Origin of the sequence: Brevundimonas terrae (genome assembly GCF_011761985.1) — a bacterium.
Taxonomy (GTDB): domain Bacteria; phylum Pseudomonadota; class Alphaproteobacteria; order Caulobacterales; family Caulobacteraceae; genus Brevundimonas; species Brevundimonas terrae.
Window position 1 is genome coordinate 266,070 of sequence record NZ_JAASQT010000003.1, and the last position, 23,093, is coordinate 289,162.

The window sequence follows — 23,093 nt, forward strand, 5'->3', positions numbered from 1 at the left end:
ATTATCCCTTGCTCTTGTCCAGCTTGTTCAGGGCCACGAGGAAGACCTCGGCACTGTCCTTACGGCTGGATTCCGGCTTGAAATATTTCACCGTCTCGAACTCTTCACGCAGACGGGTCAGAACGCCACCGGCGTCGCCACCCTGAAAATTCTTGGTGACGAAGCTTCCGCCCGGTTTCAGCGTGCGGATGGCAAAGTCCGCCGCGATCTCGATCAGGGCGATGATTTTCAAGTGGTCGGTCTTGCGGTGGCCGATGGTGTTGTGGGCCATGTCGGACAGCACAAGATCAGGACGACCACCCAGAGCATCAATCATCTGCTGGTCCACACCCGGATGGGTAAAGTCGGCCTGAAGCAGGAACGCGCCCGGAATAGGCTCGATCATCAACAGGTCCACACCGGCCACTTCCTGTGCGCCACGATCCAGACAAACCTGCACCCAGCCACCGGGGGCAGCGCCAAGGTCGATCACGCGGCTGCCTTTTTTGATCAAGCCGAACTTGTCGTCGATCTCGGACAGTTTAAAGGCCGCACGGCTGCGCCAGCCTTCGGCGCGTGCGCGTTCGGACCATTTGTCGGTCAGCTGGCGTTTGATCCAGGACTGTTGCGAAAGAGTCTTTTCCTTCGCCGTCTTGATTTTCTTACCCTGACTGCGCCCCGCAGCGGTTCCGCCGGTAGGCAGACGCACCATACGACGGCGCTCGACGGGTTGCTCGGCAGGCTTTTCTTTATCAGTCATACTTCCCACATAGCCTCACGCGCGTTCTACCGCTATGACCCGCGCACAAGTTTACTGAGCCAAGGAGCGCCAAAATGGCCGAAACCCTTACTTTCTTCATCGACACCGGCGACAACCAAGAAAAGCCGGTCGTTATCAAGCTGCGCTCGGACCTGGCTCCGAACCACGTCAAGCAGATCACCGATCTGGCTTCGGAAGGCTTCTATGACGGCGTCGTGTTCCACCGCGTCATCCCGGGCTTCATGGCGCAGGGCGGCGATCCGACGGGCACCGGTACCTCGGGCTCCAAAAAGCCGAACCTGAAGCAAGAGTTCAGCGCAGAACCGCACGTTCGCGGCGTCTGCTCGATGGCCCGTACCGCTAATCCGGACAGCGCCAACTCGCAGTTCTTCATCTGCTTCGACGATGCCCGCTTCCTCGACAAGCAATACACCGTCTGGGGTGAAGTGACCGAAGGTATGGACGTGATCGACGCCCTGCCGAAGGGCGAGCCGCCGCGCGCGCCGGGCAAGATCGTCCGCACCGAAGTCGCCTAAGCGACCTTCGCGCCAAACGATATGGAACAGGGAGCCTAGCGGCTCCCTGTTTTCGTATTCAGCGTAATGTTTTCAAAGCTTTGCGTGCCGATCTTGAAATCGCCCTGCAAGGTCCGCCCCACAGCCGCCCAGCGCCCGTCAAAGTTCACAGGGCCAAGCCCTGCTGATATCGCCTGAATGGCAACCTTGTCATCCGACAGGCCAAATCCGGCAGGCACCAGTGTCAGGGTGCGACGTTCCCCGGAAGGGGTTTGCGACCCCTCCTCCATATCCTCGAACACCAGAAGCACAGGTGCCGTATCGGCACTGCGCGCCTTGCTCATCATCCAGTCACGCAGGGCCGCATCATCCTTGAAGACGATATGTTGCAAACGCCAGTTCTGGTGCTGGATGACGGTGGTGGGGACATACTCGCCCGCCACATCGGTCTGTATGTTCACGGCATAATGCGACGTTGCATCCGTGGTCACAGAAACGAGTGATGGCGGCTGCACAGCCTCTTTATCCGGACCACAGCCCGCCAAAAGGCCCGTTACAGCCAGCACCACCCATTTGCGTTTTGTCACGGAAGCCTCAGAACAGTCGCCAACCAGCCGACATTCTGCATAGCTTCCACCGCCTCGAAAAGCGGAATCGCAACGAGGAACATCAGGCCGTCACGGATGGTCAACAGGAAGAAGCGCGGACGAACATCCAGCGCCTCGGCATCGCGCCACTTGGAAAAATCAGGACCAAAGCGCGGGGTACGGGCGCAATAATCGGCGTAAACCTGTCCAAACTGTCCGGCCAGCCACGTCTCTTCACGCTTTACCGTGAAATAGAACACCACATAGGTCAGCAGCAGGAACAGCATGGCCACGGTGAGGCTGCCGGTCTGTGCACCCATGCCGAATGCACCCATAAAGCTGAACACATAGAGCGGGTTACGGCTGATGGAATAAGGGCCGCGATCGACGATCTCGGCCTTTTTGCGCCCGCCGATATACAGCGAACACCATGCCCGCCCGACGATGCAGATGACGATCAGCCCAAGCCCGACCGCCTCGATGCCTTCATGGAAGGCATGATTGCCAAAAGAGGCTGTCACAAAGGCCATGGCGATAACGCCCATAAGCCCCAGCAACAGCACGCCTTTACGGATTTTCTGGACCTTTTGCAGGTCCAGTTCCTGAGTAGCCGACATTCGTGTTTTCCTGTTTGGAAGTCAGCGAAATGGCAACCCGAATATTGGCGTTTTCAAGACCGGATTTAACGGCTCAACCAGCCATCCAGACGGTGGAAACTGTCGATGGCCAGTTCAGTGGCCGACTGGAAGGCCGCGGGGCTGATGCGTTCGAAATCGTCGGACGGCTTGTGATAATCCTCGTGGAAATTCACGCCGAAATACAGGAACGGAACACCCGCACGGTGGAACATGCCGTGGTCCGACGCCATCACCCAATTATCCGATCCGGTATCCTGCGGCGTATCCTTGCCAAAGTTCAGGCGGATCGAACCGCGCGGCTGGACCGGATCCAGAGCGGTACGGAAATACGGGTGCTGATAGGTGCCGGTCACCCAAAGATAGCCATCGACATCGGCGCGGCCTGTCATGTCGAAATTGATGTTCATGGCCATGGACGACAAAGGCACAGGCGGGGCCTCGACAAACTCTTTCGCGCCCAGCAGTCCGCGCTCCTCGCCATCCAGCGCCACGATCAGCACATTATGTTCCGGCGGATTGGCCTTCAGGCGCTTGGCCAGTTCCAGCATGGTGGCCACGCCCGACGCATTGTCGTCTGCACCGTTATAGACATGACCTTCGCGCACGCCGACATGGTCGTAATGGGCGGTGACGACGATGTATTTGTCCGAAACGCGCGTGCCGGGAATGACGCCCAGAATATTGATGCCGTTGAAGGTTTTCGGACCATCGGGGGAACGGCCCTGCGCTTCCCACGGTTGCAGGCGGCCCATGGATGACGGACCGATGCCCATCGCCTCCAGTCGGCCAACAATATAGTCGCGCGCCTTGGCCCCGCCTTCGGTGCCCGTATCGCGGCCCTGCATGTCATCGGCAGACAGAATACGCAGATCGTCCATCAACTGGCTGTAATCGGCCGTTTCAACCGCGACAGGCGGCGCTGCGGTCGAGGTCGCGGGCGTTGTTTCGCACGCGGCAAGACCCAGAACGGCGGCGATAATCAGGCTGGCGGACAGCGGACGCATAGGCAGAGGCTCCGAAAGATTTGCGTGCAGCCTAGTGACGCTTTGCCCGTTGTCCAGATTAGCTTTCTGTCATGTGCATGACGGATGTAAGATAGCACACCGCCCCTGACTGTGACTGACGATTCCCTATGGCCGATCTTTTTTCCGCTCCCCTTTCTGTTGGCTCGATGAGCGAGGATCAGGCCCGCGAGGAACTGGCACGTCTCGGCGCGGAACTGTCGGCACACGACAATGCCTATTACGGCAATGACGCCCCCGCCATCAACGATGCTGAATACGACGCCCTGAAACAGCGGGCGCTGGATATCGAGGCGAAGTTCCCTTCCCTGACCCGCGCCGACAGCCCGTCGCAAAAGGTCGGCGCGCCCGTGTCGGAACAATTCGCCGAGGTGCGCCATGGCGTGCCCATGCTGTCGCTGGATAATGCTTTCGACGACAGTGATGTACGCGACTTCGTTACCCGCGTGCACCGGTTCCTGAACCTGCCGGAAAGCGATCCGGTCGCCTTTGTTGCCGAGCCCAAGATCGACGGCCTGTCGGCCTCCTTGCGCTATGAAAACGGCGTGCTGGTGCGCGGTGCCACGCGTGGCGACGGCAAGACCGGCGAGGACGTAACCGCCAACCTCAAAACCATTGCCGACATTCCTCAAAAACTGTCGGGCAGCGGCTGGCCCGCCGTTATCGAAATCCGTGGCGAGGTCTATTCACCCACCGAAGCCTTTGACGCCTTCAACGCCAATGCCGCCATGCTGGGCGGAAAAACCTATGCCAATCCGCGCAATTTTGCCGCCGGATCACTGCGCCAGAAGAACCCGAACATCACCGCCCAGCGGCCTCTCAACTTCTTTGCCTATGCCTGGGGCGAGGTGTCGGAGCCATTCACCGATACCCAACATCACGCGCTGGAAAAGTTCCGCGAATGGGGTTTCAAGGTCAATGAACGCTCTGCCCATGTTACAGGCGCACAGGGCCTGATCGACCTCTACACCCAGTTGGGCGAGGACCGCGCCACACTGGGCTATGACATTGACGGCATCGTCTACAAGGTGGACCGCCTCGACCTGCAAGCACGCCTTGGCTTCATCGCCCGCAGCCCGCGCTGGGCCATCGCCCACAAGTTTCCGGCCCAACAGGCCACCACCATCCTCGAAGGCATCGATATTCAGGTCGGCCGTACCGGCAGCCTGACGCCCGTTGCCCGTCTGCATCCCGTCACGGTCGGCGGCGTCGTGGTACGTAACGCCACCCTGCACAACGAGGACGAGATTGCACGTCTGGATGTGCGGATAGGCGATACCGTCACCCTGCAACGCGCGGGCGATGTGATCCCGCAAATCCTCGGCGTCGTGATCGAAAAACGTCCCGAGGGCACCCAGCCCTATATCTTCCCGACGATCTGCCCCGAATGTGGATCGGAGGCCGTGCGCGAGGGCGACGAGGTCAAGCGCCACTGCACCGGCGGTCTGATCTGTAATGCCCAGATTATCGAGCGCCTGAAGCATTTCGTCAGCCGCCGCGCCTTCGACATCGAAGGCCTTGGCGAGAAGCAACTGATCGCCTTCCACGAACGCGGCTGGATCAAACAGCCCGCCGATATTTTCCGTCTGGCCAAGGACGAGGAAAAACTGTCCGCCCTGCGCCGCGAGGACGGTTATGGCGATACCAGCGTCAACAACCTGATCGCCGGTATTGATGCGCGGCGCACCATCAGCCTCGACCGCTTTGTGTTCGGTCTGGGTGTGCCCGATATCGGTGAACAGACCTCATTGATCCTCGCCCGTCATTTCGGATCGTGGGAGGCGTTGAAAGCCGCCGCCATCGAAGCCTCCAAGGGCATCCCGACCGCTGACTGGTATGACCTGGCCGCCACCCACGCCATTTCCCCGCGTGTGATGGAACAACTGGCCACGACCGATGTGCCGGTGAATGCTCCGTGGCCGGACGGGGCCATGGATATGAACCTGAAACAGGTCTTCCCTGCCCTTGCTGCCCCTGCCCGCCGCAGCCTTGCCGAAAAGGCCGTGGACTGGGCGGGCGTCGTGCGTCTGGCGCAAATCGCCCGCCATGAAGGGCCAAGCGAGATGCTGAACCAGATCGGCGGCGTCTCGGGTGTCGGCCCTGTGGCCGCCCGCGCCATCGCCCAGTTTTTCCACGAGCCGCACAACCGCGAAGTGGTCGAGGCGCTGGAAAGCGAGCTGGAAACCATCACCCCGATGGAACAGGCCCGCCTTGATACTGCCGTCGCAGGAAAGACCGTCGTCTTCACCGGATCGCTGGAGCGTTTCACCCGCGACGAGGCCAAGGCGCGTGCCGAAGGACTTGGTGCAAAAGTCTCGGGTTCCGTTTCCAAGAAAACCGACTATTTAGTCGCCGGTCCCGGCGCTGGCTCCAAACTCAAGGATGCCGAAAAGCACGGGGTGCAGGTTTTGACCGAGGACGAATGGCTCGCCCTCATCAGCTGAGGACTGAGGGTTCGAGTATGCGAGCGGTCGCTATCGACTTCGAAACGGCAAACGAGCAGCGCGCCAGCGCCTGCTCGATCGGACTGGCATGGATCGAGGATGGCCGCGTCACCGACCGCGAAACCCACCTGATCCGTCCGCCGGAAATGCGTTTTGCGCCGGTGAACATCCGCATTCACGGCATTACCCCCGACATGGTCGAGGATGCGCCGGAATTCCCCGACGTTCTGGCCAGCCTGCGCGAGCGCATAGACGGCTGCGACATGGTGCTGGCCCACAATGCGGGCTTTGACATGAGCGTGGTTCGCGCCAGTTGCGACACCTATGCCCTGTCCTATCCCGAGTTCGATTATCTCTGCACCGTCAAGGTGGCCCAGAAGGTCTGGCGCGATCTGGGTACGGCCCGTCTGAATGCCCTTGGCGACCATCTGGGTATCGCCTTCAAGCACCACGATGCGGGCGAAGATGCCTTTGTCTGTGCCGAAATCGCGCTGGAGGCCATGCGCCTGAATCAGGTCGCCAACCTGCACGAACTGGCCAGAGCCACACAGGTCGGCGTCGGGCGCATGAACGCGACGGGCTATTCAGCCTGTTCCGCCCCGCGTGTGGCCCGCCCGCGCAACGGCACCGCCCCCAGCGCCTTCTCCGATGTTTATCGGCCCGTGCCCGGTATGCCCCGTTCCATGGACGGAAAACGGGTTGTATTTTCGGGTCAGCTCACACGTTTTTCGCGTAACGAAGCCCAAGAAATTGCTGGACGTTTTGGCGCGCGCGTCATGGGTTCGGTCACCGCCAAGACCGACTTGGTGGTGGTCGGCAATGGTGCAGGATCAAAGCTGGATCGCGCCCGCCATCTGGGCCTGAAATTGCTGTCCGAAGCCGATTTTTTGGACCTGATTACCGTAAAATCTTGACGCAAGGTCATGTTTTAAAAGCATAAACCGCAGTAATTTTAGGTCTTGTTTATAACGCAATCTGGCAGCAACCTGTGGTCAACGGATCCGCTCCCCTATGAGCCGACCTCGTGATCCGACCTTGGGAAGTAGACACCATGAAGACCATGATTTTCGCCGCTGCTGCTCTGGCCGCCTCGGCCATGGCGGCCCCCGCTCTGGCCAGTGACCCGACCGGCCTATGGCAGACCCCGACCAATGGCGGTCAGGTCCGCATCGAACGCTGTGGCAGCGCCCTGTGCGGCACGCTGGTCACCTCGTCGCACATCCGCGCCAATCCCGATGTCCGTGACGCCCGCAACAAGGACGAGAGCCAGCGCGGTCGTACCCTGCGCGGCCTGCGTATGCTGTCGGGCTTTAGCGGTGGCCCAAGCGAATGGCGCGGTGGATCGGTTTATAATCCCGAGGATGGCGGCACCTATCGCGGCACCATCACCATGACCAATGACAACACCCTGCGTCTGCGCGGCTGCATCGTCGCCCCGCTGTGCAAGACCCAGACCTGGACCCGCATCCAGTAGGCGCGGTCACAGCCTGAAATAATAAAGCCCCGTAGCAAGACTACGGGGCTTTTTCGTATCAGATCAGGGCTGCAACGATGGACAGCAAGGTCGCCGTCACCACCGCATTCAGTGCCATGCCGAGGCCTGCATAGGCCCCTGCTGTATCGCTGACCTGAAAGGCGCGGGCCGAGCCGACACCGTGGGCCGCAACCCCCACAGCAAAACCGCGCACGCGATAGTCGCGTATCCGCATCAGGTTCAAAACGGGCGTCGCCACCATGGCCCCCAGTACGCCCGAAAAGATAATGATGATGGCCGCCAGTGCCGGAATACCGCCAAGGGTCGTAGCCACGGCCATCCCTACTGGGGTCGTCGTAGAGCGCGGCGCAATCGACGCCATGATGTCCAGCGGCGCACCGAACATCCACACAATGCCCACCGCCGAGACAATGGCCGTCAAAGCCCCCGCCATCACCGCCAGAGCCAGCGGTACGGCCAGTTTGCGAATGGCCTTGCGCTGTTCCCAGATCGGCACCGCCATCGACACAACGGCTGGTCCCAACAGGAAGCTGATCATCGCCGTCGATGCGGCATAGGTGTCATAGGCCGTGTCCGTCACCCAAAGGGCCGCGATAATCACCGGCACCGACCACAGAACCGGATGGCCCAGCGGCGGACGACCCAGTTTCTGTGACAGACGGTCCATGACCGCAAAGACCACGACAGTTACCGACAGCCACAATAGGGTGGCGAACAGATCGGGCGACGTCATGCGTCATGCTCCCGATCATCATGATCCATGCGCTTGATCGCCCACTGGAACACGAGGGCCGTCACCACCAGCGTCAGCAGGGTCGAAATGGCGGTGGCCACGATAATAGCCACGCCATGACGGGCCAGAACCGGCCCTTCGTTCATCAGGCCGACGGCAGCCGGCACAAACATGATAGCCAGATGCGCCGTAAGCCATGCCGTCACCTTTTCCAGTGACGGACGCTCGCGGCGCACCAAGGCCAGCCAGACCAGCAAAAGAGCCATGCCGATCACCGAACCCGGCACAGGTACGCCTACAAACCGGTGAACGGCCTCGCCTGCCAACTGGCAGACAAGAAGAAGGGCAATGGCTCCCAGCATTAAAGCTTACAGCGCTACCGTCTGGGTCTTCAGCCACGCCAGCGCGGCTTCGTCCTTTTGAACCCCATCGGCCAACAGCGGACCGACCTTGGCCAGAACCTCGGCATGATAGGCATCCACATAAGCGCGTTCCTGCGGCGTCAGCATATCGACGTCGATCAGCTTGCGATCCAGCGGTGCCAAGGTCAGTTGCTCGAAGCCGTGCATCTTGCGCTCGCCGCCCTCGGGCACGCTCGGCTCGGTCACGACCTGAAGCGTCTCGATACGGATGCCCCACTCGCCTTCGCGGTAATAGCCCGGCTCGTTCGACAGGATCATACCCGTCATCAGAGGCTGGCTGGTGCCCCAGTTGGCGATACGCTGCGGGCCTTCGTGGACACCCAGATAAGAGCCGACGCCGTGGCCGGTGCCGTGATCAAAATCAAAGCCGGCATTCCACAGAGGCTGACGCGCGACCGCATCAATCTGCATACCGGAAGCGCCCGCAGGGAAACGGATCACCGCCATGGCGATGTGGCCCTTCAGGACCAGAGTGAACATGCGGCGCTGTTCATCCGTACCCTCGCCGATGGCCATGGTGCGGGTGACGTCCGTGGTGCCGTCCAGATACTGGCCACCGCCGTCCACCAGCAGAAGGCTGCCCTTCTCCATCGGACGGATCTTGGCCCCGACCGGCTTGTAGTGCGGCAGGGCACCATTGGCGGCGACACCCGCAATGGTGTCGAACGACAGGTCTTTCAGTTCGCCTGTCGCCTCGCGGAAGCCTTCCAAGGCTTCAACGATGGCGCGTTCGTCCGGCAGGTTTTCCTGCGCATAGGTATCGACCCAGTACAGGAAGCGGGTCAGGGCCGCGCCGTCACGGATGTGGGCGCGGCGGCTGCCCTCGATCTCGACGGCGTTCTTGCAGGCGCGCGGAATGGCGCACGGGTCCATGGCGCGAACCACGGTGGCACCGGCGCTTTCCAGCGCGTCGAAATACCATGCCGAGGAAATGGCCGGATCAATAACGACCTTCTGGCCCGACAGAGCAGCCAGTGCGCCCTCCAAGGTTTCGGGCGCGGCCAGCGTCACTTCGTTGCCCAGCCATGCGGGCAGTTCGTCAGTGATCTTGGCCGGATCAAGGAAGATGGTGGCCGAACCATCGGCACGCACAATGGCCTGACCCAGCGGCAGCGGCGTGCGGATCACATCACCGCCACGGATATTGAACAGCCATGCCAGCGACGACGGCGCGGTCAGGACAGCCACATCGCCACCCTTGTCGGCAATCGACTGGCCGATACGGGCGCGTTTCGACGCGGCGCTTTCGCCCGCATATTTTTCGGGGTGCGGCACGACGGGGGCCTGCGGCTGGGCCGGACGGGCATCGCCCCACGCCAGATCAATCGGGCTCTGGACCACGGCCTTCAGCGAAGCACCCGCCTTTTGTACAGCCGCACGCAGCGCATCCAGCGCATCGGGGCTGTGCAGGCGCGGGTCATAGCCGATGACCTGACCGGATTTCACATTGGCCGACAGCCATGCATTCTGTTCGTTCAGCGGCACACGCGCGAACAGGGCTTCATCGGTCTGGGCCTTGGCTTGAACCGTATAGCGGCCATCGACGAATATGGCGGCGCTGTCGGCAAACACGACGCCCGCCCCTGCCGAGCCGGTAAAGCCCGTCACAAATGCCAGACGCTCGCTGGCATCGGGCAGATACTCGTTCTGGTGTTCGTCCTCGTGCGGGACCAGCAGGCCATCAAGGCCCTGTTTCGCCATTTCGGCACGCACCAAAGGCAGGTGTTTCGCGCCAAACGAGGGATCGGTGGTTTCGTCGAAGGTCTGTCTCATAGCCTTTGACTACGCCCGACCGCCGTCGGGGGCCAGAGCCTCCGACGGCGTTTCAGCGGTTTTTATGCCTTGCGCAGTTGCAGGGCCGACCAGGCATCATTGTGGATGGTCTGTTCCACCACAAAACCCAGCGGGCGATAGGCATCGAGGATGCGGTCTTCCTGCGTGCGTAGCAGACCCGACAGGATAGCAACGCCACCCGACTTCAGAGCCTGCGCGATTTCAGGAGCCAGTTCGACCAGCGGTGCAGCCAGAATATTGGCGAACACCAGATCATAGGGGGCATTCTTGGCCACGCGGGCATCGTTCAGGCCGCTGGCGAAATAGAACTCGCACTTGGCATCGTTGATCTCGGCGTTTTCATTGGCGATACGGGCCGAGGCTTCGTCAATATCGGTGCCGACAGCAATCGGGGTGCCGGTCTTGGCCGCCGCGATGGCCAGAACGCCCGTGCCACAGCCGACGTCCAGAACCTTCTCGAAGGTCTCGCCCTTCTCCAGCAGCTTGTCGAACGCATCCAGACAGCCAACGGTCGTGCCGTGGTGGCCGGTGCCAAACGCCGCGCCCGCATCGATCTTCAGGGTCACGCGGCCTTCCGGCACCTTGCCCTGATCGTGTGCGCCATAAACGAAGAAGCGACCGGCCTCGACCGGCGGGAGGCCCGACAGGCTCATGGCCAGCCAGTCCGCATCGGCCAGTTTCTCGACGATCACTTCCAGACCTTCGACGGCACGCAGATGGGCCTCGATACCCTTGGCTTCGTCGTCCGTGGTCGGGAAAGCGTCGATGCGCCAGATGCCCAGATCCTCATCCTCTTCGAGGATCGAATAGGTCGCGCCTTCCAGCAAAACGTCCGCATCGATAGCAGAAGCCGCCGTCTCGGCCGGAACACGCAGGCCGCGAGCAATTATCTGAAGAGCAGATTCCGACATTTCCAAAAATCACCGATATGATAACAAATACGACAAGGACTGTTTTTCACCAGTCCGCCACATTCAAGGGTTGGGGATTACATGGCCAAAGCACCAACGGATACCAAGACCGCCGCACCTAAGGCGGCTGCAACCACTTCCAAGCCCAAGGCGGCTGCGAAGTCGCCCGCTTCTGCCGCAAAATCGGCCACGGGTGAAGTAAAAACAACCAAGGCGGCCGCTGCGCCCAAGGCGACGGCGACAAAAGCGGCGGCTAAACCGGCGGCTGCGAAGCCTGCGGTGGCCAAGGCGGGCGCGGCTAAACCTGCTGCCGCCAAGAAGCCCGCTGCGGCCAAAGCCACTCCGGCAAAGGCTCCTGCAAGCAAGGCTGCAGCACCGAAAGCAGCGGCAAGCAAGGCGGCTGCACCCAAGGCTGCGGCAACTGCAAAATCTCCGGCCAAGACTCCGGCCAAGACTCCGGCAGCCAAGCCCAAGACCACAGCGACAAAGACTGCACCTGCAAAGGCCGCCGCGCCCAAGGCTGCTGCGCCTGCACCTGCGCCTTCGAAGCCGGTGGCGGCTCCTACTCCCGCTCCTGCGCCCAAGCCCGCTGCCAGCGCGCCGCCCGTTCGCACGCCGCTGCCCGAAATTCCTGCGGCACCGCAGCCCGTTGCGGCCCCTGCTCCGGCACCCGCCGTTGCCAGCCCCGAGGCCCACGCCGCCGAAACCCCGAAAAAGCGCGGCTTCTTTGCCCGCCTGTTCGGCCTGAAATAAGTCGCCCCTTACGGGCAAACGAAAAGGGCCGGTGGCATTGCCACCGGCCCTTGTTCATTTCGGCATCACACCGAAACGACTATTCCGCCAGATCTTCGGCCAGAATCGCCATTTCGAACATGTACGAACCGGCTTCATCTTCGTCTTCGAACACCACGCCGATGAACTCGTCATCGACATAGACTTCGGCAGAGTCGGCAACCTTGCGTGCCTTAACCTTCAGGCCACCATGGTTGAAGGTGCGCTTCAGGTGGCTCTCGACTTTTTTGAGATCGGATTCTGTCACGGGGATAGCCTCGTTAATACATATTTGCGCGGACCCTAGAGAAGCGGCCCGCCGATGTGAAGCCCGCAGATCAAGCGTCCACAGGACGGTAGAGAACGTCGATAGCCGTCAGATCACATAATCATAAACGACATCGGACAAGGTGTGGTCCATCGTGCGGGCGGGTGTCGCATCGGTCGGACAATTGACCATGCGCGCCGGAACCCCCGCTACAGTGCAACCTGCCGGAACCGGTTTCAGAACCACCGAACCGGACGCCACCTTGGCATAGTCACCGATTGCGATATTGCCCAGCACCTTGGCCCCTGCGCCCAGCAGCACACCACGGCCGATCTTGGGGTGACGGTCGCCGCGCTCGGCCCCCGTACCGCCCAGCGTCACGGCATGCAGCATGGAAACCTCGTCGCCGACCACGGCGGTTTCACCGATCACAATGCCGGTGCCATGGTCCACAAACACGCCCTTGCCGATACGGGCCGCAGGGTGGATGTCCAACTGGAACAGTTCGGAAATCCGGCTCTGGAAATGGAAGGCCAGCGTGTCGCGCTTCTGTTCCCACAGCCAGTGAGCCACACGCCACGCCTGAAGCGCCTGATAGCCTTTGAAATACAGGAACGGCTGCAACGGCGTACGAATGGCCGGATCGCGCTCCAGCACGGCCAGCAGGTCCGCCTCGGCCGCCGCCACCGTCGCCGGATCGGCGCGGAATGCCGACATCGCCACTTCGCGCACCGTCATGGCCCCCAGTTCGGAATCACCCAATTTGCGGGCGATCTGGAAGCTCAGCGCCGCCGCCAGATTGTCGTGTGACAAGATGACCGAATGCAGATGCGACGCCAGTTGCGGCTCCTCGCGCGCAGCATCCTCTGCCGCCACCCGCAGGGACGTCCACAAATCTTGCTCGCGGGTATTTCCCGCCGATGAAACGACTTCCAGCTTGGTCATATGACTTCCTGTTCAGCCCTATCCTACGCCGACAGCATGGCCTGCGCCAGTTCGCGCGGCAGGGGACCATCGCCGTTAAGGCTCGTCTGGGCCATATGGTAGGCCCGATAGACGGTTGCCACAGTCAAACTATCACGCACCGCACCGCGCCCGACTTCTTCCAGCAGGGTCAGGTAAGGCACGCGCGCCGACACCAGAACCTCGGTCGGATCAGGATCAACCTTGGTGTCGTCCAGCCCCCAGGCCAGCCAGCACATGGCCCTCTCGTCGGTCGTAGAGTTGGACAGGTCCATATCCAGCGCCGCCACCCAGTGCCGCGCGGTCAGGCCCGCCTCTTCTTTCAACTCGCGCTGGATGGCCTCAAACGGGTCTTCGCCCTCCGGCGCGCCGCCTTCGGGCATTTCCCACGAATAGCGCATCAGGGCGAAACGGTGCTGGCCCACCATGGTCACCGTGCCATCGTCATGCAGCGGCAAGACACCCGCGCCGATATTTTTGGGACGCACCACCCAGTAATCAGCCTTCATTCCTGTGGGGGCCGTGACCGGATGGCGGGTGACCCGCATCCACGGATTTTCGATCAGAACCTCTTGCCCATGACTTTGCCATTTCGGGGCTTCCGGCAGGTCTTTGGCCCAGACGGGATCGATTTGTTCGATAATCTTCATGCCACCACTATGGCGTTTGACACATCGAAAACCTAGCTATGGAGTATGACTGACGCTCACTCGCCCGACCTGCCCCTGCCCGTCCGCTCCGAAGAGCTGCTTCATCGTCTGGCCACGCGCCGCTCGGCTCCGGCCCAGCAACTGGCGGCCCCGGCCCCCGAGGGTGAAGACCTGAAAACCCTGCTGGAGCTGGCGCTTCGCTCGCCCGATCACGGCAAGCTGGCCCCGTGGCGTCTGGTGGTTCTCGGTGCACAAACCCGCGCGGGGATCGTTGAAAAGCTGTCGGCTATGACCCATCGCCTGCCCGATCCGGTCAAGGGCAAGGCGGTGCTGTCCAAGCTGGCCAATCCGCCGCTGACCATCCTTGTCGTCTCCTCGCCCGTCCACGGCCACAAGGTGCCGGTGTGGGAACAGGAACTGTCCGCCGGTGCCGTCTGCATGAACATCGAACACGCCGCCAATGCACTGGGTTACAGCGCCAGCTGGATCACCGACTGGTACAGCTTCGATGCCGAGGCACTGGCATTGTTCGACATCAAGGACGGCGAGAAGGTCGCCGGCTTCATCCATATCGGCACCCTGCCCACCGCACCGCTGGAGCGTCCGCGCCCGCAGGTGTCAGAGCGGGTGGAAATCCTGCCTTAAAAGATCAAAAGCCCGAACCATGGTTCGGGCCTTTCGCTTATTAATCTTCGCTCGCGCGGATTGTGTCTTCCGGCACCGGCTTGTGGACCAGTGACACCAGCACCACCGACACGATCATCAACAAGAACCAGCTACCGAACTTGCTAAAGGACACCATCTGCCACCCCGCAGCCTGATCGGGATAGGTCCATGCCCGCCCGAAGGTGGCCAGATTTTCGGCAATCCAGATAAATAACGCCACAAGGAAATAGCCCAACAACAAGGGCATGGAGCGGCGTCTGCGGTCGGTCTTGAACCAGAACCAGCCGCGTACGAAAATCAGCGCCGTCGCGATAAACAGCACCACGCGAATATCCGGCAGCCAGTGGTGCGCGAAGAAGTTCACATAGATGGCCGCCGCCAGCAGATAGGTCTGCCACATCGGCGGATAATGCTTCACCCCGATATGGAACACGCGCTGGACACGGGCGATATAGCTGCCCACCGCCGCATACATAAATCCGGAAAACAGAGGCACGGCCCCGATCCGCAGGAAGCTGTCCTCGGGATAGATCCACGACCCGTGATAGGTCTTGAACAACTCCATCACCGTGCCCGCAATATGGAACAGGAAGATGGTCTTGGCCTCGTCCCAGCTTTCCAGCTTGAAGGCCAGCATCACCCCCTGAATACCCAGCGCCCCGATCACCAGAAAATCATAACGGCTGATCGCGCTCGTCTGCGGCCAGAACAGATAGGTGCCGACAATCAGCGCCAGCAGCGCACCGCCAAACAGACAGGCCCATGCCTGTTTCAGGCCGAACCACAGGAACTCGTAGGCATAGCCCCGCCAGCGCCCCTTATCGGCCCAGCCTTCTGCACGCGCCATCAAACGGCGGCCAAGCGCTTCGAGTGGCAGTGTCGTCTTGTCGTTCATATCCGTCCGCGCATTTGGTGCCCGACATAACAAAGGCGGCCACTAGAGAGTGACCGCCCCTGATTATCCAGCGATACCGCGAAACCTGTTAGGCGTCAGCGGTTTCGTCTTCGCCTTCAGCCTCTTCGGCAGCGAATTCTTCGGCGGTGACGTACTCGGCACCTTCGGCGTCCAGTACCCACAGACCGATGAAGGTTGCGTGTTCCGGCGTCAGATCTTCGTCGATCACATCACCGGAATAAAGACCGACGCTGCTGTAATCGAATTCCAGTTGCAGCTCTTCGGCCAGCTCGACCAGCTCTTCGGCCAGACGGCGCGAATAGCCGATGACTTCCGATTCATTGGTGAACTCGTCGGTCAGGGTGTTGACCTCTGCATCCTCGGAACCTTGGGTCGCAGTCGTGATGACGATGGTATAGGCGGTCATGGTATTTTTCCTGACTTTTAAGTCTCTTGAAGCCGGTTACAGGCTTATGCAGGCTTAATGAAGGCTGGCTCGGATATTGGCGGTGCATAACCGCCAATGGAATTAGTCTTTCGAGCCGCGATAGTTCCGTTTGGTGGCGCGATAGTTTTTCTGGGTCGCCGCCAGTCGCCGACGTTCGGCGTCACGGGCGGTCTTGTCCACCTTGTCCTTGGCCTCGGCCATTTCAAGCTGAAGCTGCACAAAATGGGTCCAGCGGTCCAGCAGCAAGGACCCGTCCTTGATGGCCCCCTGCACCGCACAGCCCGGTTCGCTGACATGGCTGCAATTGCTGAACTTGCACTGGGTCATCAGGTCTTCGACATCGTCGAAAACCTCGGCCACACCCTCTTCGGCATCCAGAAGACCGATCTCGCGGATACCCGGAGTGTCCACCAGCATCCCGCCGGACGGCAGCACAATCAGTTCACGGTGACTGGTCGTGTGGCGGCCCTGATCGTCGTTTTCGCGCACTTCACGCGTGACCATGCGGTCCTCGGCCAGCAAGGTGTTGACCAGTGTGGACTTGCCTACGCCAGATGATCCGATCATCACACAGGTCTCGCCCGCGCGGACATAGGACAGGAATTCATCCAGCCCCTCACCGCTCCGCGACGAGATCGCCACCACCGGACTGTCGATCTCCTGATCGCGCATCTCGGCAATCTTTTCGGCGGCATTATCAACCAGATCAGCCTTGGTCAGCACCACCACCGGCCGCGCCCCGCTCTGGCGCACCGCCGCCAGATAGCGCTGGATACGGCGCAGGTTCAGATCGGCATTCAGCGAGGTGACGATAAAGGCCACATCAACATTGGCGGCGATAATCTGGGTCGCGCGCGAGGCATCCTCGATGGCGCGGCGCACCAGTGCCGATTTGCGCGGCAGCACAGCCTGAACCGTGCCGATACCGGCCTTCTTGTCCATCAGCAGGGCCACCCAGTCGCCCACGCATGGCTGGCCGATATCATCGGCTTCGTGCAGCAGACGCCCTGTCGGGCGCGCCGTGACGGGGCCGTTTTCGGTTACGACCGTATAGCTGCCGCGTTGTTGCAGCACGACACGTCCGGCAATGAAGCCGGAACGTGCATATTTCTTTTGAAAGGCGTCTGCGAAATAATCGGTCCAGCCGTAACGCTCGATCATTTCGCCATGCTCCGGCTAAGCTCTGCGCCGCCGCGCATCAGCCGCGACCGCGATAGGTCGGAACGCCCTGCTCGGGAATCCACACACCTTCAGGTGCCGGCCCCGACTGCCAGAACACGTCGATCGGGATACCGCCGCGCGGATACCAGTAGCCACCGATCCGCAGCCATTTGGGTTGCAGCAGGTCGTTCAGACGACGACCGATCGACACCGTGCAATCCTCGTGGAAAGCGCCGTGGTTACGGAAGGACGTCAGATAAAGCTTCAGCGACTTGGACTCGACCAGCCAGTCACCCGGCACATAGTCGATCACCAGATGGGCAAAGTCCGGCTGGTTCGTCACAGGGCACAGGCTGGTGAATTCGGGCGCGGTAAAGCGCGCCACATACAAGGTGTCATTATGCGGGTTCGGCACCCGCTCCAGCACGGCCTCTTCAGGATTGGTCGGCGCCCCCGTCTGGGTGCCGAGCTGGGAAAGGCCGTCTGTGTAGTGCGACATGGGATACCGTAGGTCTTTATTGGGCTTGCGTCCGACCGGCGAACACAGCCAGTCTAACAGCAGGGGATTTCGGGGACCACATAGGATGAGAAGCGCCTTCGTTCAAATCATTGCCGCGTCGGGCAAGGGATTTGTCGCGCCGCTGCGCGTTTTCAGCTCTTACCTGCCACGACACACAACCTGCCCGAAGGCGCTACTAAGATAATGAAAAACCTTCGAGTTTTGGCAATTTTCTTTGCCTCTGCCTCGCTTGGTGCGTCCGGTGGCTATGCACAGACGAACAGCGAAGCCATTCCTCTGCTCGCTCCGAGGGATGTGCTATCAGAGTTTGACCTGCGACGTCTTGAGTATCCCCCGCGCGCGCTTGAACTCGCGATAAGCGGCAATGCCATCGTGCAGTGTACAGCCTTACCCGCAGGTCAGGTCAGCGGCTGTATCATCGTAAAAGAACCCCCCGAGGGTGCTGGCTTTGGCCCCGCCTCTTTGCGCGTGATGCGAAATGCCCGACTGCCTGAGGTCGAACCCGCTACCGGAGAACGCACTTTCCGCGTCGTCTTCCAATTCACTCTCGGCTAACGCCATGCGTAACAAACTTGGGCCAAACAAATACAAGCCGGACAGACCCAGTTATCACTATTTCGATGAGCAGCCGGATACCTCGTACTGGCATAATCGTTATGGCGATCCACGCTTTACCCTGACCTTGCTACTCATCTTCCTCATTTCAGGAGCTCTTGTGGTCGGAGCAGTTGTGCTAGCGCGCTCGGTGAAAGCAAAACGTGCGGCGGCAAATGCCTTGCCTCCTTTGATCACACTCATCGACGAGAACGGCACCCGAACCGTTCTGTCACTCGATGCCCCTGTAGAAATGATTTGCCCCGCCCAGAGCGGAGAAGCAGCGTCTTCAGAACCTCAACCGACGTGGACAGTCCCTCCTGCCCCTAACGCGCATGACTTTCCGCTTGCAGCCTTGGATGCAGGTATAGGCGGCGCAGCTTCAGTGACATGCCTTGCCATGCCGGATGGTCGCGTGAGGGACTGCCGTGTCACGACTGAAACCCCTGCCGGATATGGTTTTGGCGAAAGCGCCATCAACATTGTTCAACGCGGATGTTTGACGCGTTTTTCCGAAGAGCTCTCACCCGCCGAGTTCACCGTACGGGTACCTTTCAACATCCACTAACCCGTTGCAGTCAGCGCGCGCCGTGTTATCCGTAGTCAAACAAAACGCACCGGAGGACACCCATGGCCATTCCTGCTTCCCTGCAAAAAGGGCTGAAGCTGCCCGTTATCTCGTCGCCGATGTTTCTGGTGTCGGGAACGGATCTGGTGGTCGAGGCGTGCAATAACGGGGTCATTGGCACCTTCCCGTCGCTAAACCAGCGCACCACCGAGGGCTATCGGGACTGGCTGATCGAGATCAAATCGCGCCTGAAACCCGATGCGGCGGCCTTTGGCGTGAACCACATTGTTCACAATACCAATGACCGCCTGATGGCCGATCTGGCTGTCACTATCGAGCACGAGGTGCCGCTGGTCATCACCTCGCTGGGGGCCGTGGCCGATGTGGTGAAGGCGGTTCAGAGCTATGGCGGCAAGGTCTTCCACGACATCGCCACCGTGCGCCACGCGCAAAAAGCCGCCGAGGCCGGCGTGGATGGCCTGATCCTGGTGGCCGGTGGCGCGGGCGGCCATGCGGGCATCATCAACCCGTTCGCACTGGTGAACGAGGTGCGCCGCTTCTTTGACGGCACCATTATTCTGGCGGGCGCGCTCTCGACCGGACAGGACGTGGCCGCCGCCCTGATGATGGGGGCCGACTTTGCCTATATGGGCACCCGCTTCATCAACACGACCGAGGCACAGGCCGACGCCGCCTATCAGGCCATGATTATCGACAGCGGCGCGACCGACATCGTGCACACCCCCGCCGTCTCGGGTATTCCCGCTAACTTCATGGTCAAATCCCTGATCGACAACGGCATCGATCCCAAGTCCCTGCCCTCGCACAAGCTGGATATGGGCGAGGAAGCCAAGGCGTGGAAAACCATCTGGTCCGCTGGTCATGGCGTGGGCTCCATCCACGATGTTCTGCCTACGGCCAAGCTTATTGAGCGGCTCACGGACGAGTTTTCACAGGCCTGTTTGGATTTTGACACAAAACGACGTTAAGCGGGCGCATCACCAGACGCAGCGGAGCCCCTATGCGCCTTACAGTCACCGCCCTCGCCCTCGTTTTCGCAACCGCCGCCCTGCCCGCTTCGGCCATGGCACAGACCGGTTCGTGGAATCTTTCCGTGGGTGCCGGTACCGATAACCGCTCCAAAGATATCTCCAAGTCCGACGGCGAAGCCTTCGTATGGGGCGAGGCCCTGTGGGAAAACGACAGCGGCTTCTTCTATGCCGGTCCGGCATTTGAAACGATCAAGAGCGGCGGCTCGGACCTTGAGGTCGAACTGGGCGGCGGCATTCGTCCGCAATGGGCCGGTTTCGATTTCGACCTGAACGCTACCCACAAATGGCGTCTGGATTCCAACCCCGGCGTTGATGACAAGGCGTGGGAATTCACCGCCGACATGAAGCGCGCCATTGGTCCGGCCAGCGCCCGTCTGCGGGTACAGCATTCGCCGGACGGAGCAGGCTCGGTCAAGGCATGGACATGGGTGGCCGCGCGTGCGGGCTGGGACTTCAGCGACAAACTGACCGCTACCGCAGAGATCGGCCGCCGCGATCAGGACAACAGCGTTGACTATACCGGCTATAATATCGGTGTCGCCTACGCCCTGACCAAAGACCTTGAACTGGATGTTCGCTGGCACGGCAATGATTCCGACATGCCCGGCGAACAGTACAAAGAAGCCTTGGTCGCAGGCATCGCCTACGCCTTCTAAGTCCAGACCTAGAAGGTTGGGCATAACAGATACGAAAAAGGGGCCGGATGGCCCCTTTTTTATGCCGCCTGTCCGGCCACGGCCTTCACGACAGCGGCCATATCCGCCCCCGTCGGCTGCTGTGCCAGCCTCAGACCGAACTCGGGCAGGATCGCCAGCAGATGATCGAAAATATCGGCCTGAATGTCTTCGTACTCGGCCCACGCGGTCGTCGCCGTGAAGCAATAGATTTCCAGCGGCAGACCGCTTTCATCCGGTGCCATCTGGCGCGCCAGTTGCGTCATCTGCTGGTTCAGGCGCGGGTGGTTTTTCAGGTACTGCTTCACATAGGCCCTGAAGGTGCCCAGATTGGTGGCGCGACGGGTATTGACCGGATCGCGGCCGCTCTCGACCAGTTGCGCGTTCCAGCGGGCCAGTTCGTCGGATTTTTCCGCCAGATAGTCGTCGATCAGCATGATCCGGCGCATATGGTTGCGCTCGTCCTCGCTCAGGAAACGCACACTGTTCTGGTCGATCAGCAGTGAGCGCTTGATCCGGCGACCACCGCTTTCCTGCATCCCGCGCCAGTTTTTGTAGCTTTCATTGATCAGCCGCCATGTCGGGATGGTGGTGATCGTCTTGTCCCAGTTCTGGACCTTTACCGTGTGCAGGGCGATGTCGATCACATCGCCATCGGCATTCAGTTGCGGCATCTCGATCCAGTCACCGACACGCAGCATGTCATTCGAGTTCAACTGAACCGACGCCACCAGCGACAGGATGGTGTCCTTGAACACCAGCATCAGCACCGCCGCCAAGGCCCCGAGACCCGACAGCAACAACAAGGGCGACCGGTCGATCAGCGAAGCAATCACCAGAATGGTGCCGATCGCATAGACGACCAGTTTGACCACCTGCACATAGCCCTTGATGTTGCGACGATGCGCCCGCTCCGAACGGGCATAGAGGGCATTGGCCATATCCAGCGCCGACCCGATGGCCAGCACGACCGCAACAATGGTCAGGGCCGCCGCAACATTCTGGACCACCGTCACCACTGACGGGTGCAGATGCGGCACCGAGGCAATACCCAGCTGGATAATCAGCGTCGGCACCACCCGCGACAGGTTCCGCACGACGGGTCGCAACAGGCTATCCAACTCGTCGGTAGCCCGTTCTACCAGCTTCAATAATATGCGGGTCAGCCCGCGCCGGACTATAAAATCGGCGGCAACGGCCACCAGAACCAGAAGGCACAACCCCGCCATCATTTCAGCCATGGGGAAGTCTGCGAGACGGGCGCGCAAGGCGTCGTATTGCTGCATGGCACAAAACTAATGACCTGGACCCGCCATGTGAACCCCGACATAGCGCCACAGGGCGCATGAAAAAGGCCGCAGTCCCTAAAGACTGCGGCCTCTCGTCATAATCTCGGTATCAGGACAGGGCCTGATCCAGATCGGCGATCAGGTCTTCGATATTCTCGACCCCCACCGACAGGCGGATCAGGTTGTCGGTGACACCGCTGGCCTCGCGCACATCCTTGGGGATGCTGGCATGGGTCATGATGGCCGGATGGTTCACAAGACTTTCGACACCGCCGAGGGACTCGGCCAGCGTAAAGACCTGCACCCGCTCCAGAACGCGCTTGGTGCGTTCCAGATCGCCGTCGATCACCACCGACACCATCCCGCCGAAACCGCCCGTCATCTGGCTCTTGGCCAATGCGTGTTGCGGGTGGCTTTCCAGACCCGGATAGATGACTTTTTGAACACCGGCGCGGCCTTCCAGCCACTTGGCCAGCGTCATGGCATTTTCACAGTGGGCCTTCATGCGAAGGGCCAGCGTTTTCAGGCCACGGTTCACCAAGAAGGCATCGAACGGGCCCATGACGCCGCCGATAGAGTTCTGGAGGAACTTCAGCTGCGCGGCCATTTCCGCATCCTTGGCCACCAGAACACCGGCAACCACGTCAGAGTGACCGTTCAGATATTTGGTCGCCGAATGCATCACGATGTCCGCGCCCAGTGCCAGCGGCTGTTGGCAATAGGGCGAGGCAAAGGTGTTATCGACCACGAGGATCAGATTATGCGCCTTGGCCACCTTGGACAGGGCGGCGATATCGGCCAGCTTCATCATCGGATTGGTGGGGGTTTCCACCCACAGCATCCGCGTCTTGTCGGTGATCGCGGCCTCTACAGCCGCGATGTCGCTGAGGTCGACATAGGCAAAGTCCAGACCCATCGAGCGACGGCGAACGCGCTCGAACAGACGCCACGAACCGCCATACAGGTCATCACCCGTAACGATGTGCGAACCGGCATCCAGCAGTTCCAGCGCCGTCGAGGTCGCCGCCATGCCCGAGCCGAAACCGAAGGCCTGAACGCCGCCTTCAAGGTCCGCGATACAGGCCTCGAACGCCATGCGCGTCGGGTTCTTTCCGCGTGCATATTCAAAGCCCTTGTTCACGCCGGGGCTTTCCTGCGCGAAGGTCGAGGTGGCGTAGATCGGCATCATAACGGCACCGGTCGTCGGGTCCGGTTCCTGCCCCGCATGGATGGCGCGGGTCGAGAAGCCTTGATGATTTTTCTTTTCGGTCATC

The 23,093-nt window shown here is 60.8% G+C and carries 27 protein-coding genes; 10 read left to right on the top strand and 17 right to left on the bottom strand.

What is annotated here, in order from left to right:
- Position 1 precedes the first annotated feature (1 nt).
- Positions 2–739 carry an RlmE family RNA methyltransferase gene (locus tag FHS64_RS09650; RefSeq protein ID WP_167177989.1) on the bottom strand — a complete coding sequence of 246 codons (738 nt, stop codon included), beginning with the start codon at positions 737–739 and terminating at the stop codon, positions 2–4.
- A gap of 74 nt (positions 740–813) precedes the next feature.
- Between FHS64_RS09650 and FHS64_RS09655 the strand changes: the two genes are divergently transcribed.
- Complete coding sequence (locus FHS64_RS09655; protein WP_167177990.1) at positions 814–1,275, top strand: peptidylprolyl isomerase; 462 nt, start codon at positions 814–816, stop codon at positions 1,273–1,275.
- A gap of 35 nt (positions 1,276–1,310) precedes the next feature.
- Here the strand turns inward: FHS64_RS09655 and FHS64_RS09660 are convergent, their stop codons facing one another.
- The 3 genes from FHS64_RS09660 to FHS64_RS09670 all read right to left on the bottom strand — a co-directional run bounded on the left by FHS64_RS09660 (position 1,311) and on the right by FHS64_RS09670 (position 3,483).
- Positions 1,311–1,841 carry a hypothetical protein gene (locus FHS64_RS09660; RefSeq protein WP_167177991.1) on the bottom strand — a complete coding sequence of 177 codons (531 nt, stop codon included), beginning with the start codon at positions 1,839–1,841 and terminating at the stop codon, positions 1,311–1,313.
- Positions 1,838–2,458, bottom strand: coding sequence for a methyltransferase family protein (locus FHS64_RS09665; protein WP_167177992.1), 621 nt, complete (start codon positions 2,456–2,458; stop codon positions 1,838–1,840). The genes FHS64_RS09660 and FHS64_RS09665 overlap by 4 nt, the downstream gene beginning before the upstream one ends.
- A 65-nt stretch (positions 2,459–2,523) precedes the next feature.
- Positions 2,524–3,483 carry a M28 family peptidase gene (locus FHS64_RS09670; RefSeq protein ID WP_167177993.1) on the bottom strand — a complete coding sequence of 320 codons (960 nt, stop codon included), beginning with the start codon at positions 3,481–3,483 and terminating at the stop codon, positions 2,524–2,526.
- A gap of 128 nt (positions 3,484–3,611) precedes the next feature.
- Here FHS64_RS09670 and ligA point away from each other — a divergent pair, with 128 nt between their 5' ends.
- The 3 genes from ligA (at position 3,612) to FHS64_RS09685 (ending at position 7,419) form a co-directional block, all read left to right on the top strand.
- Complete coding sequence (gene ligA / locus FHS64_RS09675) at positions 3,612–5,945, top strand: NAD-dependent DNA ligase LigA (protein ID WP_167177994.1); 2,334 nt, start codon at positions 3,612–3,614, stop codon at positions 5,943–5,945.
- 17 nt (positions 5,946–5,962) lie between these two features.
- Complete coding sequence (locus FHS64_RS09680) at positions 5,963–6,859, top strand: exonuclease domain-containing protein (RefSeq protein WP_167177995.1); 897 nt, start codon at positions 5,963–5,965, stop codon at positions 6,857–6,859.
- A gap of 137 nt (positions 6,860–6,996) precedes the next feature.
- Positions 6,997–7,419 carry a DUF2147 domain-containing protein gene (locus FHS64_RS09685; RefSeq protein WP_167177996.1) on the top strand — a complete coding sequence of 141 codons (423 nt, stop codon included), beginning with the start codon at positions 6,997–6,999 and terminating at the stop codon, positions 7,417–7,419.
- A gap of 58 nt (positions 7,420–7,477) precedes the next feature.
- On the opposite strand, the gene FHS64_RS09690 is transcribed toward FHS64_RS09685, so the two are convergent.
- The 4 genes from FHS64_RS09690 to FHS64_RS09705 all read right to left on the bottom strand — a co-directional run bounded on the left by FHS64_RS09690 (position 7,478) and on the right by FHS64_RS09705 (position 11,300).
- Positions 7,478–8,173, bottom strand: coding sequence for an LrgB family protein (locus tag FHS64_RS09690; RefSeq protein WP_167177997.1), 696 nt, complete (start codon positions 8,171–8,173; stop codon positions 7,478–7,480).
- Positions 8,170–8,535 (bottom strand): CidA/LrgA family protein, encoded by a 366-nt coding sequence (locus FHS64_RS09695; protein WP_167177998.1) that lies wholly within the window; start codon positions 8,533–8,535, stop codon positions 8,170–8,172. The genes FHS64_RS09690 and FHS64_RS09695 overlap by 4 nt, the downstream gene beginning before the upstream one ends.
- Before the next feature lie 6 nt (positions 8,536–8,541).
- Positions 8,542–10,368, bottom strand: a complete 1,827-nt coding sequence (locus tag FHS64_RS09700) for an aminopeptidase P family protein (protein WP_167177999.1) — start codon at positions 10,366–10,368, stop codon at positions 8,542–8,544.
- 62 nt (positions 10,369–10,430) lie between these two features.
- Positions 10,431–11,300 carry a 50S ribosomal protein L11 methyltransferase gene (locus FHS64_RS09705; protein WP_167178000.1) on the bottom strand — a complete coding sequence of 290 codons (870 nt, stop codon included), beginning with the start codon at positions 11,298–11,300 and terminating at the stop codon, positions 10,431–10,433.
- An 81-nt stretch (positions 11,301–11,381) separates the two neighbouring features.
- Between FHS64_RS09705 and FHS64_RS09710 the strand changes: the two genes are divergently transcribed.
- Positions 11,382–12,053 carry a hypothetical protein gene (locus tag FHS64_RS09710; RefSeq protein WP_167178001.1) on the top strand — a complete coding sequence of 224 codons (672 nt, stop codon included), beginning with the start codon at positions 11,382–11,384 and terminating at the stop codon, positions 12,051–12,053.
- A gap of 79 nt (positions 12,054–12,132) precedes the next feature.
- Here FHS64_RS09710 and FHS64_RS09715 read toward each other — a convergent pair whose 3' ends face one another.
- The 3 genes from FHS64_RS09715 to FHS64_RS09725 all read right to left on the bottom strand — a co-directional run bounded on the left by FHS64_RS09715 (position 12,133) and on the right by FHS64_RS09725 (position 13,952).
- Positions 12,133–12,339 (bottom strand): DUF3126 family protein, encoded by a 207-nt coding sequence (locus tag FHS64_RS09715; protein WP_167178002.1) that lies wholly within the window; start codon positions 12,337–12,339, stop codon positions 12,133–12,135.
- 108 nt (positions 12,340–12,447) lie between these two features.
- On the bottom strand, positions 12,448–13,284 hold the full coding sequence (cysE, locus tag FHS64_RS09720) for a serine O-acetyltransferase (RefSeq protein ID WP_167178003.1): 837 nt from the start codon (positions 13,282–13,284) through the stop codon (positions 12,448–12,450).
- Between the two features lie 23 nt (positions 13,285–13,307).
- On the bottom strand, positions 13,308–13,952 hold the full coding sequence (locus FHS64_RS09725; protein ID WP_167178004.1) for an NUDIX domain-containing protein: 645 nt from the start codon (positions 13,950–13,952) through the stop codon (positions 13,308–13,310).
- 45 nt (positions 13,953–13,997) lie between these two features.
- Here FHS64_RS09725 and FHS64_RS09730 point away from each other — a divergent pair, with 45 nt between their 5' ends.
- Positions 13,998–14,597: a nitroreductase family protein gene (locus tag FHS64_RS09730; RefSeq protein WP_167178005.1), complete on the top strand. Its 600-nt coding sequence runs from the start codon at positions 13,998–14,000 to the stop codon at positions 14,595–14,597.
- A 40-nt stretch (positions 14,598–14,637) separates the two neighbouring features.
- Here FHS64_RS09730 and FHS64_RS09735 read toward each other — a convergent pair whose 3' ends face one another.
- From FHS64_RS09735 to queF, 4 genes are all read right to left on the bottom strand, one after another.
- Positions 14,638–15,513, bottom strand: a complete 876-nt coding sequence (locus FHS64_RS09735) for a DUF817 domain-containing protein (RefSeq protein ID WP_243862912.1) — start codon at positions 15,511–15,513, stop codon at positions 14,638–14,640.
- A gap of 88 nt (positions 15,514–15,601) precedes the next feature.
- Positions 15,602–15,940 carry a hypothetical protein gene (locus FHS64_RS09740; RefSeq protein WP_167178006.1) on the bottom strand — a complete coding sequence of 113 codons (339 nt, stop codon included), beginning with the start codon at positions 15,938–15,940 and terminating at the stop codon, positions 15,602–15,604.
- A gap of 102 nt (positions 15,941–16,042) precedes the next feature.
- On the bottom strand, positions 16,043–17,122 hold the full coding sequence (gene rsgA / locus FHS64_RS09745) for a ribosome small subunit-dependent GTPase A (protein ID WP_167178007.1): 1,080 nt from the start codon (positions 17,120–17,122) through the stop codon (positions 16,043–16,045).
- A 37-nt stretch (positions 17,123–17,159) separates the two neighbouring features.
- A complete protein-coding gene (queF, locus tag FHS64_RS09750; protein WP_167178008.1) occupies positions 17,160–17,621 on the bottom strand; it encodes a preQ(1) synthase in 462 nt (153 codons plus the stop codon).
- A 204-nt stretch (positions 17,622–17,825) separates the two neighbouring features.
- Between queF and FHS64_RS09755 the strand changes: the two genes are divergently transcribed.
- The 4 genes from FHS64_RS09755 (at position 17,826) to FHS64_RS09770 (ending at position 20,512) form a co-directional block, all read left to right on the top strand.
- Entirely contained in the window at positions 17,826–18,197 is a 372-nt protein-coding gene (locus FHS64_RS09755; protein ID WP_167178009.1) for a TonB family protein, read from the top strand.
- Positions 18,198–18,201: 4 nt separating this feature from the next.
- Positions 18,202–18,804, top strand: a complete 603-nt coding sequence (locus tag FHS64_RS09760) for an energy transducer TonB (protein ID WP_167178010.1) — start codon at positions 18,202–18,204, stop codon at positions 18,802–18,804.
- 62 nt (positions 18,805–18,866) lie between these two features.
- Entirely contained in the window at positions 18,867–19,793 is a 927-nt protein-coding gene (locus tag FHS64_RS09765; RefSeq protein WP_167178011.1) for an NAD(P)H-dependent flavin oxidoreductase, read from the top strand.
- 32 nt (positions 19,794–19,825) lie between these two features.
- Positions 19,826–20,512, top strand: coding sequence for a TorF family putative porin (locus tag FHS64_RS09770; RefSeq protein ID WP_167178012.1), 687 nt, complete (start codon positions 19,826–19,828; stop codon positions 20,510–20,512).
- 59 nt (positions 20,513–20,571) lie between these two features.
- On the opposite strand, the gene FHS64_RS09775 is transcribed toward FHS64_RS09770, so the two are convergent.
- Both FHS64_RS09775 and FHS64_RS09780 read right to left on the bottom strand, forming a co-directional pair.
- Complete coding sequence (locus tag FHS64_RS09775; protein WP_167178013.1) at positions 20,572–21,816, bottom strand: mechanosensitive ion channel family protein; 1,245 nt, start codon at positions 21,814–21,816, stop codon at positions 20,572–20,574.
- 112 nt (positions 21,817–21,928) lie between these two features.
- Positions 21,929–23,092 carry a cystathionine gamma-synthase gene (locus tag FHS64_RS09780; protein WP_167178014.1) on the bottom strand — a complete coding sequence of 388 codons (1,164 nt, stop codon included), beginning with the start codon at positions 23,090–23,092 and terminating at the stop codon, positions 21,929–21,931.
- Position 23,093: the final 1 nt, after the last annotated feature.